The organism is Pseudomonas sp. JC1203, from assembly GCF_056175065.1.
The window spans coordinates 444,026-460,437 of sequence record NZ_JBWCAM010000001.1 but is presented as its reverse complement, the minus strand read 5'-3'; the positions used below and the strand labels follow the sequence as shown (position 1 = coordinate 460,437).

Here is a 16,412-nt window from a genome sequence, read left to right as displayed (position 1 = left end):
CAAGCCAGCTCCCACAGTGTTGTTAGTTGCCCCCAGCCCATGCATTGCATAGGCTTGCGACCACGCTGCTGCCAGGAGAGAGAAAATGGGCCTCAACAACCAGTGGATGCAACGCGACCTCGCGGTCCTGTGGCACCCCTGCACCCAAATGAAAGACCACGAACAACTGCCGCTGATCCCGATCAAGCGCGGTGAAGGCATCTGGCTGGAAGACTTCGAAGGCCAGCGCTACCTGGACGCGGTCAGCTCGTGGTGGGTGAACGTCTTCGGCCACGCCAACCCGCGCATCAACCAGCGCATCAAGGACCAGGTGGACCAGCTGGAGCACGTGATCCTTGCCGGCTTCAGCCACCAGCCGGTGATCGAGCTGTCCGAGCGCCTGGTGAAGATGACGCCAGAAGGCCTGAACCGGGTGTTCTACGCCGATAACGGTTCGTCCTGCATCGAAGTGGCGCTGAAAATGAGCTTCCACTACTGGGTCAACCGCGGCCAGCCGAACAAGAAGCGCTTCGTCACCCTGACCAACAGCTACCACGGCGAAACCATCGCCGCCATGGCCGTGGGCGACGTGCCGTTGTTCACCGAGACCTACAAGGCGCTGCTGCTGGACACCATCAAGGTGCCGAGCCCCGACTGCTACCTGCGCCCCGAGGGCATGAGCTGGGAAGAGCACTCGCGCAACATGTTCCTGGCCATGGAGCAGACCCTGGCCGAGAACCACGACAGCGTCGCCGCGGTGATCGTCGAGCCGCTGATACAGGGCGCCGGCGGCATGCGCATGTACCACCCGGTGTACCTCAAGCTGCTGCGCGAGGCCTGCGACCGCTACAACGTGCACCTGATCCACGACGAGATCGCCGTGGGCTTCGGCCGCACCGGCACCATGTTCGCCTGCGAGCAGGCCGGCATCCGCCCGGACTTCCTGTGCCTGTCCAAGGCGCTCACCGGCGGCTACCTGCCACTGGCCGCGTGCCTGACCACCGACGACGTCTACAGCGCCTTCTACGACGACTACCCCACCTTGCGCGCCTTCCTGCACTCGCACAGCTACACCGGCAACCCGCTGGCTTGCGCGGCGGCCCTGGCGACCCTGGACATATTCGAACAGGACAACGTGGTGGAGAACAACAAGGCCCTGGCCGCGCGCATGGCCAGCGCCACCGCGCACCTGGCCGACCACGCCCACGTCTCCGAAGTGCGCCAGACCGGCATGGTGCTGGCCATCGAGATGGTCCAGGACAAAGCCACCAAGACCGCCTACCCGTGGCAGGAACGCCGTGGCCTGCAGGTGTTCAACCACGCCCTGACCCGTGGCGCGCTGCTGCGCCCGCTGGGCAGCGTGGTGTACTTCCTGCCGCCGTACATCATCACCCCGGAGCAGATCGACTTCCTGGCCGACGTGGCCAGCGAGGGCATCGACATCGCCACCCGCACCAGTGTCAGCGTGGCCGTGCCGAGCGACTTCCACCCCGACTTCCGCGACCCGGGCTAACCGCCACACCCAATGACCCCGTAGCAGCTGCCGCAGGCTGCGTCCCGACACAACACCGGGTTGCCTGCGGACGCAGCCTTCGGCAGCTGCTACGGATATTGCGAAGCCCCGATTCGAGACACCCCATGAGACTCTCCCGTTTTTACATCGATGCCCCCCTGAGCCTGGGCGAGCACGAACTGCCCGAGGCCCAGGCCCACTACATCGGCCGCGTGCTGCGCATGGCCGAAGGCGATGCCGTGCAGCTGTTCGACGGCTCGGGCCAGGAATACCGTGGCGCCCTGCTGGAAGTAGGCAAGAAGCGCGTGCGCGTGCAGCTCGACGAGGCCTTTGCCGGCCAACCCGAATCCAGCCTCAGGATTCATCTGGGCCAGGGCCTGTCCCGTGGCGAGCGCATGGACTGGGCCATCCAGAAAGCCACCGAGCTGGGCGTGAGCGAGATCACCCCGATCATCAGCGAGCGCTGCGAAGTGCGCCTCAAGGACGAGCGCGCCGAGAAGCGCCAGGCCCACTGGCAGCAGATCGCGGTCAGCGCCTGCGAACAATGCGGGCGCTCCACGGTGCCGGTGATTCATGCACCGGTGCTGATGAGCGAATGGCTGAAGGCCTGCGACGCCGAGCTGAAGCTGGTGCTGCACCCGGTGGCCGAGCCGCTGGTAAGCCACGCGCGGCCTGCAACCCTGGCGTTCCTGATCGGCCCCGAAGGCGGCTTGTCCGACGCCGAGGTCAGCCAGGCCCAGGCCCAGGGCTTCCACTCGGCGCGCCTGGGCCCGCGGGTGCTGCGCACCGAGACCGCGCCCGTGGTGGCGCTGGCCGTGGCGCAACAGCTGTGGGGCGACTTCTAGAGGACGTAGAAGAACACCGCCACAAAGTGCAACAGGCTGCCGGCAATCACGAACAGGTGCCAGATGCCGTGCCAGTGGCGGAAGCGCTGGTCGTAGGCGAAGAAAATAATGCCCACGGTGTACAACACGCCGCCGGTGGCCAGCCAGGCAAACCCGGCGGTGCCCAGCGTCGCCAGCAGCGGCTTGACCGCCACCAGCACGATCCAGCCCATCACCGCGTAGATGACGATGGACAGCACCCGCGCCTCCGAGCGCGGCTTTATCTCTTGCAGCATGCCGATCACCGCCAGCCCCCAGACAATCCCGAACAGGGTCCAGCCCCAGGGCCCGCGCAACGTCACCAGGCAGAACGGCGTGTAACTGCCGGCGATCAGCAGGTAGATCGAAAAATGATCGACCTTTTGCATGATCACCTTCGCGCGCCCCCGCACGCTGTGGTAAACCGTCGAAGCGCTATACAGAATCACCAGGGTCACGCCATAGATCGCCATGCTGACGATCTTCCACACGTCGCCCTGGAAACTTGCCAGCACCAGCATCCAGACAGCACCAATGGACGCCAGCACCGCACCGACCAGGTGTGTCCAGGCGTTGAATCGTTCGCCGTGATACATGCAGTCGTTTCTCCTTGGTCTCGATTGGAATGCAATCGCCCCCTACCCTAACAGAGCCAGTGTGATGTTGATTGATGAAGAGTTGACGTTGAAGAAGCTGGAAATCTTCCTGGCCTTCATGCGCACCGGCAACCTGGGGCGCGCGGCGGCAGAGCTCAACACCAGCAATGTCAGCGTGCACCGCGCCATTCACTCGCTGGAAAGCGCGCTGCGCTGCCCGCTGTTCAAGCACGAGGGGCGCAACCTCACGCCGTTGGAAAGTGCCTACGTGCTGGAGGAGCACGCGCAGAAACTGGTGCAGGACGTGGTCGGCGCCGTGCGCCTGACGCGCGAGGCCGCAGGCTTCTCGGCGGAGCGCTTTCGCCTGGGCTCGTTGTACTCGCTGACAGTGAAGACCGTGCCGCAGCTGATCATGGGCCTGAAGCTGCGGCGCAGCGAGCTGAACATCGACCTGATACTGGGCTCCAACACCGACCTGCTGTACAAGCTCAAGAACATGGAGGCCGACGCCATCCTGGTGTCACTGGACGAGACCGTCAGCGACCCCGACTGCGAGCAGCTGCCGCTGTTCGCCGATGACATTTTCCTGGCCACCCCGGCCGACTCGCCCTTTGCCGGGCGCAGCGAAGTGGACCTTGCGGAACTGCACGAAGACACCTTCATCACCCTGACCCAGGGCTTCGCCACCCACCAGGACGGCGCCAGGGTGTTCCGCCAGGCTGGCTTCGAGCCGAAGGTGGCGATGCAGGTGAATGACATCTTCACCCTGCTGAGCATGGTCAGTTCCGGGGTGGGTTACGCGCTGCTGCCAGGGCGCGTGGCGGCGGTGTACGAAAACCGCGTGCGGCTGGTGCCGCTGCAGGCGCGATACCACCTGCAGCAGCATATTGGCGTGGTGTTCCTGCGCGCCAAGGAGCGCGACCCCAACCTGCTGGCATTGCTGGCCGAATGCCGGATGTACACCAACCGCCTGACTTCCCCCTAACCCGTGTGGGAGCTGGCTTGCCAGCGAGCTTTTCTGGCCTCAACAACTCGCTGGCAAGCCAGCTCCCACAGAAGACAGTTGGCCGCGTTTTTGTCGGGCATTTACGGATTATTGAGGGCGCCGGGCTTCCTCCTGCATCAGCGCCTGCAAGGTATCCAGGCGGGTGCCTTGCCAGGCGAACAGGGTGCCTTCGGTGAAGGCGCGGCGGCTGAGGCCGGTAAGCACGGTGCCTGGCGGCATTTCAATGTGCAGGCGCACGCCACGCTCGAATGCAGTGCAGGCCAGCGCGCGCCAGTCGACGACGCGGCACATGTTGAAGGCCAGGTCATCACGCAGGCGCTCGGCCTGCACGATCGGCCGGGCGCTGGTGCCGCTGAGGTAGCGAATGCGCGGCACCTGCAGTGTGACCTGGGCGAACGCCTCGGCCAGTTGCTGCGCCGGCTCTGCCAGCAGCGGGCAGTGCGACGGCACGCTGACGGCCAGCGGCCTGGCCAGCCCGGCGCCTTCGGCCCGCGCCCGTGCAGCAACGGCGGCCATGGCTGGGTTGCTGCCGGCAATCACTAGCTGGTTGTCGGCATTGATATTGGCCAGGTACACCGGGCCGTCGGCCTCGGCCAGCAATTGCTCAACGCGCGCCAGGTCCAGGCCGACGATGGCGGTCATGCCATAGCCCTGTGGGTAAGCGGCCTGCATCAACTCGCCGCGCAGGGCCACCAGGCGCACGGCGTCGGCAAATCTCAGGGCACCGGAAACCACGGCGGCGGGATAGGCACCGATCGACAAGCCCGCCACGTAATCGGGCAGCGGGGCGTCCTGCAACAACAGCCGCGCGCTGGCCACGCCCGCCACCAGCAGGCACAGCTGCACGGCGCGGGTGTGGCTCAAGGCCCGGGCCGTATCGAGGCCCAGCACGTCTTCGCCCAAGGCCGCGCCGGCCTCGTCGAGGCACGCCTGCACCACCGGGTGGGCCGGCAATCCGTGCAACATGCCGGGCTGCTGCGCACCCTGGCCGGGAAACGCCAGCAGGGTGCTCACGAGGCCAGGCTCCAGGGATCGGAGACCAGCCGCGCGCCGTCGGTGGCCTTGAGCAGCACCTTGTGGCTGCTGCCCGCCCATTCGCGCAGGGCCACGGCACCAGCGGGGGTCTGCAATTGCACGTCCACTGCGGGCTCCAGAACGCTTAGCAACTGCCGCGCTGCGTGCCGCGAAAGGGGCTGTGGCGTGCGCAGAAGCAGGTCGAGATCGCTGCCCTGGTGCAGGGCGGCGAAACCGCTGGCCAGCTCGAAGCCGGCGCTGCCGCTCACGCCCCACACCAGGCCGCAGGCATCCAATTGCGGGCGCAACCGGTACAGCGCCTGCAGCGCCGGCCAGTCGCGCTGGCCAACGCATTGGGTCAGGTCTTCCGGGCTGACCTGGCGGCGGATGGCCGCCAAAGGCATGCAGGTGCCGTAGCGCTGGTCACGGCTGATGCCGCGCACACCCACCGCCACCTGCCCGGCCGCTACATTGGCGCGGCGCACCACCACCGGCTGCCCGTCGGCCAGCGCCGATGCTGCCCAGGCCGGGGCATCGGCCGGCAGCATGGCCGGCGTCAGGCCCCACAGCAGGTCATGGGGGCGTATCACTGCCATTGCTCGCGCAGCAACTGGCGCACCCGCGCCGAGGCGGCCCGGTTGGGCGCACCCAGGCGGCCGGCAAGGTCGCGGTCATCGGCACCAATATCCGCCAGCGCCTGGGCCAGGCAGGCCTGCACGCGGCTCACATCATCAGCAGTGGGTTGCTCGATCCGCGTCACCGACAGGGTTTCCCACAGCAGCCCCAGGCTGGCGTAGCTGTCGATGTCATAGGCCATGGGCGGCACACTGGCGGCCAAGGCTTCCAGTGCCTCGACACTGCGCTGGGTGACCCGCGCCGCCGAGGCCTTGCCCATGGCATGCACCTGCACACCCGGGTCGCGCAGGGCGATGAGCCGGTTGGCCTGGTAGCCGTGGGCCAGAAAGGCGCCGGACATGGCCTTGCCCACCAGCAACGCCACCACCGGGTGCCCAGCCAGGCGTGCGCGGGCGTAGGCGTCGGCCGCCCCAGCCAGTGCCTGGTGTATACCCAGCTCTTCTTCGCGGCGGCCATAGGCCTGGCTGGGCACGTCGACGATGGCGACCAGCGCGCGCTTGGTCGTCGCAGCACGGTCGGCTTCGATCACCTCGTCCACCGCCTTGGCCAGGCCCCAACCTTCAAGCAGGCCGACTTCACCCTGGCGGGCGCGCGGGAACGGGTTAGCGGGGTTGGCGACAACCGCGATGAAGCGAGCGCTGTCGCTGTCGGCGGCCCTGACCGAAGCAGGCAGGCCGGCGACAGGACGGGTGTCGACTGTGAGGGCAGCAAACCAGTGTGCACCACGGACGGAAGCTTGCAGTGGTTGGCTTTCGGCATGGATCTGCACCGCCTCAAGCTGCTGCAGGAACCGCGCATGCTGCTGGCTGCGCAGCTGCGCTGGCACACCCTGGGCCAGGCAGCCGACCACGCTGGCCTTGATGTCCACCACGTCGTCACGCACATACGCATCAGCCAGCCCCTGGGCGAAACGTTTCTCGCCACCGCTCAGGCTCCAGATGAACGGCCGGTCGCGCGAATCGTATTCGGCAATGCCGGCTTCCTGCTCGATCACCTGCGGGCCATTGAGCCCCAGGCGGGCCTCACGGGTGACGATCAAGTGGCTGCACAGCCCGGCAGCGATGGACATGCCGCCAAAGCAGCCGACACTGCCGGCGATAACACCGACTACCGGCTGGTACTGGCGCAGGTCGACAATGGCAGCATGGATATCGGCAATCGCCGCCAGGCCCAGGTTGGCTTCCTGCAAGCGCACGCCACCGGTTTCCAGCAGCAGGATGGCGGCGGTGGGAATGCCCTTGCGGTTGTCGGCAGCCGCCAGTTCCAGCGCCCCGGCAATCTTGGCGCCGCTCACCTCGCCCAGGCTGCCGCCCTGGAACGCACCTTCGATGGCGGCCAGCACCACCGGGCGGCCGTTGACCGTGCCCTTGGCGATGACAGCGCCGTCGTCGGCCTGGGGCACCACGCCCTGGCGCGCCAGCCACGGCGACATGACGCGCTGGAAGGGGTCGATCAGCTCGCGAAAGCTGCCCTCGTCCAGCAAGGATTTGGCCCGTTGGCGGGCACCCAGTTCGATAAAGCTGTGTTGCTGCAGCAGGCGCGCGGTATCAGTCATGGCCAATCTCCTCCAGGGCCTGTTCCAGGCGCAGGCGGACCACCCCGGGGGTAGCGCCGAAATCATTGATGTCGATGCGCAGCGCCGGTAGCGACTGGCCGCTGAACAGCCGTGCGAACAGGTGCTCCCAACGCTGTGCGGCACCGTTGACCGAGGTCACCACCTGGATCGCCAGGGTGCCGGCAGTGCCGGGCTCCAGCAGCACTTCCAGGTCGCCCGAGCCGACACAGCCCACCAGGGCGCGGCCGCGGGCCGGCTGCCCGGCAGGGAATTCGAAGTTGAGGGTTTCCATCAGGCAAGGCTCCGTGAATGCTCGCCATGTTCCAGGCGATCGATGAACAGGCAGGCCGCCAGCAGGTCGGCGGCGCCGCCGGGCGAGGCGTTGAGGGCCAGCAGTTGCTGGTCGAGGGCGTGCAGACGGCGGCGCCCGGCCAGGGTGGCGCTGCCACCGGCGGCCAGCACCGCCGCAGCGCCTTCGCGCATGGCCGACAGGCCCTCGGGGCCTGCGCGGTACAGCACGCAGGTGTCGGCCAGGGTGGCCATGATTGCCAGCAACGCATCCAGCCGTGCGTTCTGCTCGCCATGCCCTGCCAGGCGGCTGGCGCGCAGCTGCGGCAAGCCATGGTGGATGACGGTGGGAAAACCGGCCTGGGCTTCGGCGCGGGCACCCCCGGCGCCATAGCGCTGCTCCACCACCCGGCCGTGGCTCAGGGGCTGCGGCGCCAGCCGGTCCGGCAGGCGGGCCAGGGCGCCGGCACGCTCGGCCACGGCGGCCGGCGCCAGGTTGTCGGGCGCCAGCGCGGCGGCGGCCACCAGCAGGCCCAGGGCCCAGATGGCGCCACGGTGAGTATTCACCCCCGCCGTGGTACGCAGCATGTCGGCTTCGCCGTCGCGGCCGTGGCGCCCCAGGGCTTCGCGCAGGGGCAGGTCAACGTGACCGCCGAGCATCGCCGCCCCGGCCATGGCCTGGAACGCCGGCCACAGGGCCAGCGCCGAGGCGTGCATCAGGCCCAGGTGCAGGTCGTCATGGGCGCCGCTGCCACGCCGGTCCACCAACGCCGGCTTGGGTGACAGGTCGGCTTCGTCGAACAGCGCGTCCACCGCCAGATCGGCCAACTGCTCGGCCAGGCCCGGGGCCTTGGGTTGTGCAATGAGCGCATGCATCACCAGCTCCTGAATTTCGCAGGGGGGTTGTAGAGGCCACCGGACCACTCCACCAGGTCGGCGATGCTCTTGGCCGCCAGCCACTCACGGGTGGCGTCGGTGCGGCGGATACCGAGGTCTTCGGGCAGCGCGATCAGGCCTTCGCGGCGCATGCGCGCGGTGTCGGCGGGGTTGTGGCGCAGGCCGATGGCGGTAACCCCGGCCACGGCGGCAATCATCGCCTGGCGCTCTTCCAGCGAGCGCGCCTTGTACAGGTAGGCTATGCCCTCTTCGGTGAGCAAGTGGGTGACGTCGTCGCCGTAGATCATGATCGGCGCCAGGGCCATGCCGGTCTTCTTCGCCACGTCCACCGCGTCCAGGGTCTCGACAAAGGTCGGTTTGCCGCCCTCCTGGAAGGTCTCCACCATCTGCACCACCAGCTTCTGCCCGCGCTCCAGCAAGGTAGCGGTTTCGTCGCCACCGGGGCGGCGCATGTCCAGCCAGGCTGGGGTGCCATGGCGGCGGCCGCGCGGGTCGTGGCCCATGTTCGGTGCGCCGCCGAAGCCCGCCAGGCGGCCGCGGGTCACGGTGGAGGAATGGCCGTCGCCATCCACCTGCAGGGTGGCGCCGATGAACAGATCGACAGCGTACTGGCCGGCCAGCTGGCAGAACATGCGGTTGGAGCGCATGGAGCCGTCGCGGCCGGTGAAGAACACGTCCGGCCGGGCGGCGATGTAGTTCTCCATGCCCAATTCGGTGCCGAAGCAGTGCACGCTCTGCACCCAGCCGCTTTCAATGGCCGGGATCAGCGTGGGGTGCGGGTTGAGGGTCCAGTTGCGGCAGATCTTGCCCTTCAGGCCCAGGGACTCGCCGTAGGTGGGCAGGATCAGTTCGATGGCGGCGGTGTTGAAGCCGATGCCGTGGTTCAGCGACTGCACGTTGTGTTTTTCGTAGATGCCGCGAATCGCCATCATCGCCATCAGCACGTGCACCGGCTTGATGTGCCGGGGGTCGCGGGTGAACAGTGGTTCGATGTAGAACGGCCGGTCGGCCACCACCACGAAATCCACCCAGCTGGCCGGGATGTCCACCCGTGGCAGGTCGCTGACGTCATCCACCAGCTGGTTGACCTGCACAATCACGATACCGTCGCTGAAGGCTGCCGGCTCGATCAGCGCCGGGCTGTCCTCGGTGCTGGCGCCGGTGTAGATATTGCCCTGGCGGTCGGCCATGAAGCCGGCGGAAAGCACGACGTTGGGGATCAGGTCCACCACCAGCCGCGAGTACAGTTCGATGTAGGTGTGGATGGCGCCGATTTCCAGCAGGCCGTCTTCCAACAGCTGGCTGATGCGCAGGCTCTGGGTGCCGGCGAAGGAGAAGTCGAGCTTGCGCGCGATGCCCTTTTCAAACAGGTCAAGGTGCTCGGGGCGGCCAACGCTGGGCATGATCATGTGCAGGTCATGCAGCTTGCCGGGGTCGACCTGGGCCAGCGACCGCGAGAGAAAGTCGGCCTGCTTCTGGTTGTTGCCTTCCAGCACCACCCGGTCGCCGGGCATCAGCAGCGCTTCCAGCGCGGCAACGATGCCGTCGGTGGGCAGTACCACGCCGTCAGCCAGGGCGCGCACCTGTGCAAGGCGCCGCTGTTTCTCGCTGCGCCGCCGCGACCACTGTGGCTCGGGGGTGTTTGTGCTTGTCATGGGGCCTCCACGGCGGGGATGTCGTGGGTAGACCTTAGGCGCGCGGGGCGGGGGTATCAATCAAGCAGCGGGTGGAATCATTACCTTGGGGGTAATGATTGTGGGAGCTGGCTTGCCAGCTCCCAGAAATCACAGGGCGGCGGCGTCCAGGAGGCGTTCGATGCCTACCAGGTCGGGCACCTTGGCCACCTGCTCGCCCACCTGCACCGCCGCCACTTCCAGGGGCGCCAGCGGCACATCGACGTAGCTCAGCTGGCTGTCCAGCCGGCACGAGCGCGGCACGCCCTGCACCAGCATGCCGATAAAACGAAGCGGGCTGTCACCCAGGGCATTGAGCACCACGATGCGCGCCTGCGGGCCTACCACCGGCGGCGTACCGCAGGCCGCTTCGAAGCTCACCAGCGGCAGTAGCTGGTTGCGCCAGGTGATATGCCCCAGGTGCCAGGCCGGGCGGTCGGGCGCCGGCTGGCCGAACTGGTAGCCGATCAGCTCGGCCACCGCCACGTTGGGCAGCACCAGGGTGCGGTCCGACAACGGCAACAGCAGCGCGGTCAGGGTGGTACGGCGGCCGATGGCACGGTCAAGCATGGCTGCGGCTCCACTGGGCGATGCTGTCGAGCAGCACCGACTCCTGGTACGGCTTGCCCAGGTAGTCATTGACGCCAATGGCCATGGCCCGCTCGCGGTGCTTCTGCCCGGTACGCGAGGTGATCATGATGATCGGCAGGTCTTTGAGGCGCGGGTCGTGGCGGATCTCGGTGGCTACCTCGAAGCCGTCCATGCGCGGCATTTCGATGTCCAGCAACAGCACGTCGGGCATGTGTTCCTGCAGCAGCGCCATGGCGTCGACGCCGTCCTTGGCCGTCAACACGTTCATACCGTGGCGCTCCAGCAAGCGGCTGGTGACCTTGCGCACGGTAACCGAGTCATCCACCACCATCACCAGCCGCGGCCGGCTGGCCGCCGTGTCGGCCTGCGGTAGCACCGGTTGGGCAGTCGCAGGCTGCGGTTGCGATTGCCGCGCGTGGGCCGCACGCACCTGGGCCAGCAGGTCGAGAATCAGCACCACCCGCCCGTCCCCCAGAATGGTTGCGCCGGACAGGCCCTGCACCGCAGCAAACTGCGGGCCCAGGCTTTTCACCACGATTTCCCGGGAGCCGGCCAGCGCATCCACCTGCACCGCCATCTGGTGGTCCTGGCCGTGAATCAGCAACACTGGCAGTGGTGCGGTCTGGCCCAGCAGGTTGGGCCGCGGCGTGTTGTACAGCAGGTCGCCCAGGTAGCGCAGGTCGTAGCCATGGCCGCCGTAGTGATAGCGCGGCGGGTCCAGGTGGTAATAGTCTTCAAGCTCGGCGGGCATCACCCGCACAATGCCCTCAAGGCCGTTGAGCGGCAGCGCGTAGACCTCGTCGGCGCACTGCACCATTAGCGCGCGGTTCACCGACACGCTGAACGGCAGGCGGATCTGGAAGCGGGCGCCCTGCCCTGCGCGCGAGTCGATGATCATCGAGCCGCCCAGCTGCTTGACCTCTTCGTGCACCACGTCCATGCCCAGGCCGCGCCCGGAAATCTGCGTGACCTTGGCCGCCGTGGAGAACCCCGGTTCAAGGATGAACTGCAGCACCTCGTGGTCGCTGATGTCGCTGTCGGCGGCAATCAGCCCACGCTTGATGGCCTTGGCGCGCACTGCGTCCAGCGGCACGCCGGCGCCGTCGTCGCTGAGTTCGATGACGATGTCACCGCCTTCGTGCAGCAGGTTCAGGCTGATGCGCCCACGCGCCGGCTTGCCCTTGGCCAGGCGCACCTCGGCCGGTTCCAGGCCGTGGTCGACGGCGTTGCGCAGCATATGCTCCAGCGGCGCCAGCATGCGTTCCAGCACGCTGCGGTCCATCTCGCCCTCGGCGTTGCCGACGTCGAACTCGACCTCCTTGCCCAGCTCGCCCGCCACCTGCCGCACCAACCGCTGCAAGCGCGGCAGCATGCGCTCAAACGGCACCATGCGCGTACGCATCAGGCCTTCCTGCAACTCGGTGTTCACCCGCGCCTGCAACTGCAACAGTTTGTGCGCGGCCTGATTGCGCGCAGCCAGGGTCTCCTGCAGGTCGAGCAAGTCGGAGGCTGATTCGAACAGCGCCCGCGACAGCTGCTGCAGCTGCGAGTGGCGGTCCATTTCCAGCGGGTCGAAGTCTTCGTAGCCCTGGCGCTCGCTGTCGGCGTGCTGGCGGCTGAGGATGCGCCCCTGGGTTTCGGTGTCCAGCCGGCGCAGCTGTTCGCGCATGCGCTCGATGGTGGTTTCCATCTCGCCCAGCGCCACCTGCGCATCGTTGACCTGCTGCTCGATGCGGCCACGGAAAATGGAGGTTTCGCCGGCCAGGTTGCCCAGGTCTTCAAGCAGCTCGGCGGCCACTTTGACCATGTCGCCAGGCGCGCGCTCCTGCATCGCGGCGGGCGGCTCGGGCAACAGCACCGCGCGCTCCGGCGGCGGCGTGGCCGGCACCGGGCTGACGAAGCCACGAATGGCCGCGATCAGCGTCGGGTCGGCGTTGACCGGCTGGTGGCGGCGCAGGGCGTCGAGCATGTTGCCCAGGCGGTCGTGGCCGTTCTGCAACAGGCTGAACAACGGCGGGCTGGGCGCCAACACCCCGGCGGAAAGGTTTTCGTAGAGGAATTCCAGCTCGTGGGCGAGGTCGCCGATGGGCGCGATCTCGACCATGCGCGCACCGCCCTTGAGGGTGTGCAGGTCGCGCAGCAGGTTCTCGATTTCCAGGCTGTTGCGCGGCTCGGCCTGCCAGCGTTGCAAGGCGGCGCCAGAGCTTTCGACAATGTCGAAGCCTTCTTCAAGGAACACGTTCAGCAGTTCATTATCACCGGCGCCGGCGGCTGCCGGGCTGGCTTCGGGCGGCACGGCCACGGCGTCATGACGGCTTTCGGCCAGGGCCTGCACCAGGTCCTCGGCGCTGCTGGCGCCCTGGCCGCGGCGCAGTTGCTCCAGCATGGCCGCCAGTTGCTCATGGCTGTCGAGCAGCAACGTCGCCTGGGTTTCGCTGAACGCCAGGCGGCGCTTGCCCAGCGCCTCGTATTGCAGTTCCAGCTGTTGCGCCAGCTCGTCGATGGCGGCCACGTCGGCCATGCGCGCCGCGCCCTTGAGGGTGTGCATGTCGGCTTGCAGCGAGGTCAGCGGCGCCAGGTTGTCAGGGTCGGCCAGCCAGCGCTGCAGGGCCTGGTCGGCGCTGTCGAGCAGGTCGGCGCCCTCATCGAGGAAAAACGCCACCACGCTGTCGTCGGCATGCCCGGGCAGTGCCGGCAGCTCGGTGATGCCGTCCTCGCCCACACGGCCCATGGCGCCGGGGGCCAGGCCCTGCTCCACCAGCGCATGCAGTGCGCGAATGCGCTCGGGCTGGGGCGTCACGGCCTGGCCGGCGGCCACCTGGTCGAGCATGTCGATCAGGCCGTCATGGGCGCGCTCGGCTTCGTCGAAGAACGCGCTGTTGACGTTGACGCTGCTTTCCTCGGCCGCGCCGTACAGGTCCAGCAAGGCTTCGCACAGAGCGTCCACCGCCGGCAGGTCGGCCCACTGCGCGCCCTCGCCCAGCTGCGTCAGTTCATCCAGCAGGCGTTCCAGCTCGCTGCGGTCGGCGGGCTGCTGGCGCCAGCGGCGCAGCATGCTCTCGGTGTCGTAGAGAATGTCCATGGCCTGGCCCAGGAAGGCCTGGGTGGCCTGCGGGTCACGCCGGGTGCGGGGCGCATCACCCAACGGCGCCAGGCGCTGCTGCAGGTGGGCGTTGACCTCGGCGGCCAGCACCGCCGCGCCAGCAATCGCCGCCAGCGGTGTGCTGGCCAGCTGCGCCAGGCCGGCGTGCCAGCAGGCCACGGCGCGGCTGAGCATGCCCAGTTCCTGCGCCCCCAGGTCAAGCTGGTGCGCCTTGTATTCGCGGGTCAAGGCGTCCAGCGGGCCGGCCAGTTCGGCCATGGGCAGCACGCCAGCCATGTAGGCGCTGCCTTTCAAGGTATGCAGGGCGCGCTGCAGTGCATCGTCCACCGCGACCGGTTGTCCGCCGGCGGCCGCCAGGAAACGCTCGACGGTAGCCAGGTGCCCCAGCGCTTCGTTGCGGAAGATATCCAGCAGCTGCGGGTCGATCTCGGCCTCGTCCGGCGTGGCGCTGGCCAGGGCATGGGCCTGTGCGGCCAGTTGGTCGACTTCGTCGCACTGACGCTGGCGCTGCGCGGCAAAGTCGCTGGCCAGGCGCGGCAGCAATGCCTGAGCCTGTTCCAGCAGCCGCTGCACGGCCGGCGTGTCGCCGACGCTGCCTTCCAGTACCCGGTTCAGCAGGTTTTCGCAGGCCCAGGCCAGCTCGCCCAGCACCAGCGCGCGCACCATGCGGCCACTGCCCTTGAGCGTGTGGAAGGCCCGGCGCAGCTCACCCAGCGCGCGCTGGTCGGCGTGGTCGGCGGCCCAGCGCGGCAGGTACTCGCGCAGCACCTGCAGCACCTCGTCGGTTTCTTCCAGGAACACTTCGCGCAGCTCGTCATCCACCGGTAGTTCGTCGGCGGGTGGCGGCAACAGGCTGGCGGGCGCCGATTGCGCCGGCGGGTTGAAGCCAGGCACCGGGTTGGCCAGCACCTCGGCCAGCGACTGCACCACCTGCGGGCTGCCCAGTGGTTGCAGGTCGCGCAGCACCAGGGCTTCGGTAGGGCTCAGCACTTCTTCAAGCACCGGCACCTCCAGCGCGGTCGGCAGGTAACCCAGGGCCGCCAGGCCTTCCTCGGCCACGTCGAGAATGCGCTCGCCCGGCGCCTGGGGGTCACCGCTCAGGCGCTCCAGGTAATACTCGATGGCGCTGAGCGCATCGGCCAGGTTATCCAGCTGGCGGGGGCCCGGTTGTTCCGGGTCGGCCAGCAGGTGCGCCTTGATGTAGTCGTTGCAGGTTTCCAGCAGGCCCGCAGCCCGCACAAGTGGAATCATCGCCAGTGCGCCGCGCACCTGGGTGAGCAGCGCCGGCAAGGGTTGCAGCCGCTCGCGGTCGCCGCCCGACTCCAGGTACTCGCTGATCATGTCCTTGGCCTGCTGCAGGCCGAAGCGCGCTTCCTTGATCACCAACTGGTGAATCTGCGTCAGTTCGGTACTGGGCAGGCGGCTGTCGTCGGCGCGCGCCGGCTCGTCGGGGCCGACCATGCCCACCAGGGTCGACTCCACGTACAGCAGCGCCCCCGCCACGTCCATCAGCACCGAGTCGCTGGGCTCGCGCAGGCCCTGGGCCAGCCCATGGATCACGGCCATCTGGTCAAGGATAACCTTGCGTGGCTGGCCGAAGCCGAGCACCGCCAGGGTGTCGGTGACTTGCCGCAGTGACGGCACCAGGCCGTCCAGCGCCGAGACTTGCTGGCGGTCGCCACGGACGAAATGGTCGAGCTGCTCCTTCACCCGTACCAGTTCTTCGCACAGGGCGCTGACCACCGAGCGCAGGGCGTCGGGGTCGGGTACCACCAACTGCGCCTGCTCTTGCGCCAGCGAACGCCCGGGCAACGGCGGCTCGCCCAGTTCATAGGCCTCGCGCAGCGCTTGCAGGCGCGGCGACTGGCCGTTGGCGGTGGCCACGTAGAACAGCAGGCCCTTGAGCAGCTGCGCCGGCGCCGGCTGGTTGATGCCCGCCAAGCCCTGCTCCAGCACGCGCTTGAGCTCGCGGTCGCACTCCTTGAACAGGCTGTTCAAGGCCGGGCTGGACGCCACGCTGCCGTGCTGCAGGCCCTCAACCAAGGCCGACGCCACCTGCCACAGCGGGCTCAGGGGGGCGCCTTCGCACAGGCTTTCCAGGCGGCCAAACACGCGCGCCATCTGGCCCAGGTGCGTGGCCACTTCCGGCTCGCGCACAAGGCCAATCAGGGCCTGCTGCAGGCTTTGCCGCAGCTTGCGCAGCAGTTCGGGCAACTCGGGGTTGTCGAGTTGGGCCAGCTGGTTCACGTCCAGGGCTTCGGGGGTAGGCAGGTCCACGCCAAACAGGCTGGTCTCCGCCAACGGCGCCGCACCGCGTGCGCCGCGCAAATCATTGATCAAGGGCAATACCACCAGAGGCAGGTCGCGCCGGGCCAGGTGTACCTGGTCCAGGTAAAGAGGTAATTGGGTAAAGGCCAGCAGCAGCCATTTCACGGCTTCGGCCTGCTGGGTGACGCGGCCATGGGCGAGCGCGCGGCCCAGGTGTTCGATTTCTTCGGCAAACAGCGCCGCACCATAGAACTCGACCATCTGCAGGCTGCCGTGCACCTGGTGCAGGTAGCCCAGGCAGCGGCCCATGGCTTCGCCGGCATGGGGTTCGGCGACAAAGGCTTCCAGGGCGGCGCGCGCCTGCACGAGGGTCTCGGCGATTTCGCCGCTTACCCACTCCAGCGCTACGTAATCGTGGCGGTCAGCCATG

12 protein-coding genes and 1 pseudogene are annotated in these 16,412 nt (G+C 67.9%); 3 read left to right on the top strand and 10 right to left on the bottom strand.

Annotation, left to right across the window (positions count from 1 at the left end; all coding sequences use genetic code 11):
* The first annotated feature begins 85 nt into the window (after positions 1 to 85).
* Positions 86 to 1,492 (top strand): adenosylmethionine--8-amino-7-oxononanoate transaminase, encoded by a 1,407-nt coding sequence (locus tag AC0SZ7_RS02245; RefSeq protein WP_475502790.1) that lies wholly within the window; start codon positions 86 to 88, stop codon positions 1,490 to 1,492.
* Positions 1,493 to 1,617: 125 nt separating this feature from the next.
* Positions 1,618 to 2,337, top strand: coding sequence for a 16S rRNA (uracil(1498)-N(3))-methyltransferase (locus AC0SZ7_RS02240; RefSeq protein WP_475502789.1), 720 nt, complete (start codon positions 1,618 to 1,620; stop codon positions 2,335 to 2,337).
* Here the strand turns inward: AC0SZ7_RS02240 and trhA are convergent.
* Positions 2,334 to 2,951, bottom strand: coding sequence for a PAQR family membrane homeostasis protein TrhA (gene trhA / locus AC0SZ7_RS02235; protein WP_416427321.1), 618 nt, complete (start codon positions 2,949 to 2,951; stop codon positions 2,334 to 2,336). The genes AC0SZ7_RS02240 and trhA overlap by 4 nt on opposite strands.
* Before the next feature lie 64 nt (positions 2,952 to 3,015).
* Here trhA and AC0SZ7_RS02230 point away from each other — a divergent pair, with 64 nt between their 5' ends.
* Positions 3,016 to 3,936 (top strand): LysR family transcriptional regulator, encoded by a 921-nt coding sequence (locus AC0SZ7_RS02230; RefSeq protein WP_475502788.1) that lies wholly within the window; start codon positions 3,016 to 3,018, stop codon positions 3,934 to 3,936.
* A gap of 108 nt (positions 3,937 to 4,044) precedes the next feature.
* On the opposite strand, the gene mdcH is transcribed toward AC0SZ7_RS02230, so the two are convergent.
* From mdcH to AC0SZ7_RS02185, 9 genes and pseudogenes are all read right to left on the bottom strand, one after another.
* Positions 4,045 to 4,971 (bottom strand): malonate decarboxylase subunit epsilon, encoded by a 927-nt coding sequence (gene mdcH, locus AC0SZ7_RS02225; RefSeq protein ID WP_475502787.1) that lies wholly within the window; start codon positions 4,969 to 4,971, stop codon positions 4,045 to 4,047.
* On the bottom strand, positions 4,968 to 5,567 hold the full coding sequence (locus AC0SZ7_RS02220) for a malonate decarboxylase holo-ACP synthase (RefSeq protein ID WP_475502786.1): 600 nt from the start codon (positions 5,565 to 5,567) through the stop codon (positions 4,968 to 4,970). Before AC0SZ7_RS02220 ends, mdcH begins: the two co-directional genes overlap by 4 nt.
* Positions 5,558 to 6,349 (bottom strand): biotin-independent malonate decarboxylase subunit gamma, encoded by a 792-nt coding sequence (gene mdcE / locus AC0SZ7_RS02215; RefSeq protein ID WP_475502978.1) that lies wholly within the window; start codon positions 6,347 to 6,349, stop codon positions 5,558 to 5,560. The genes AC0SZ7_RS02220 and mdcE overlap by 10 nt, the downstream gene beginning before the upstream one ends.
* Positions 6,350 to 6,405: 56 nt before the next feature.
* Positions 6,406 to 7,162 (bottom strand): annotated as a pseudogene (locus AC0SZ7_RS02210) (biotin-independent malonate decarboxylase subunit beta); the annotation flags it as partial.
* On the bottom strand, positions 7,155 to 7,454 hold the full coding sequence (locus AC0SZ7_RS02205) for a malonate decarboxylase subunit delta (RefSeq protein WP_475502785.1): 300 nt from the start codon (positions 7,452 to 7,454) through the stop codon (positions 7,155 to 7,157). The gene AC0SZ7_RS02205 and the pseudogene AC0SZ7_RS02210, both read right to left, overlap by 8 nt.
* A complete protein-coding gene (locus AC0SZ7_RS02200) occupies positions 7,454 to 8,326 on the bottom strand; it encodes a triphosphoribosyl-dephospho-CoA synthase (protein ID WP_475502784.1) in 873 nt (290 codons plus the stop codon). The genes AC0SZ7_RS02205 and AC0SZ7_RS02200 overlap by 1 nt, the downstream gene beginning before the upstream one ends.
* Positions 8,326 to 10,002 carry a malonate decarboxylase subunit alpha gene (gene mdcA, locus AC0SZ7_RS02195; protein ID WP_475502783.1) on the bottom strand — a complete coding sequence of 559 codons (1,677 nt, stop codon included), beginning with the start codon at positions 10,000 to 10,002 and terminating at the stop codon, positions 8,326 to 8,328. Before mdcA ends, AC0SZ7_RS02200 begins: the two co-directional genes overlap by 1 nt.
* A 129-nt stretch (positions 10,003 to 10,131) precedes the next feature.
* Positions 10,132 to 10,590, bottom strand: coding sequence for a chemotaxis protein CheW (locus AC0SZ7_RS02190; protein ID WP_475502782.1), 459 nt, complete (start codon positions 10,588 to 10,590; stop codon positions 10,132 to 10,134).
* Entirely contained in the window at positions 10,583 to 16,411 is a 5,829-nt protein-coding gene (locus AC0SZ7_RS02185) for an Hpt domain-containing protein (RefSeq protein ID WP_475502781.1), read from the bottom strand. The genes AC0SZ7_RS02190 and AC0SZ7_RS02185 overlap by 8 nt, the downstream gene beginning before the upstream one ends.
* Position 16,412: the final 1 nt, after the last annotated feature.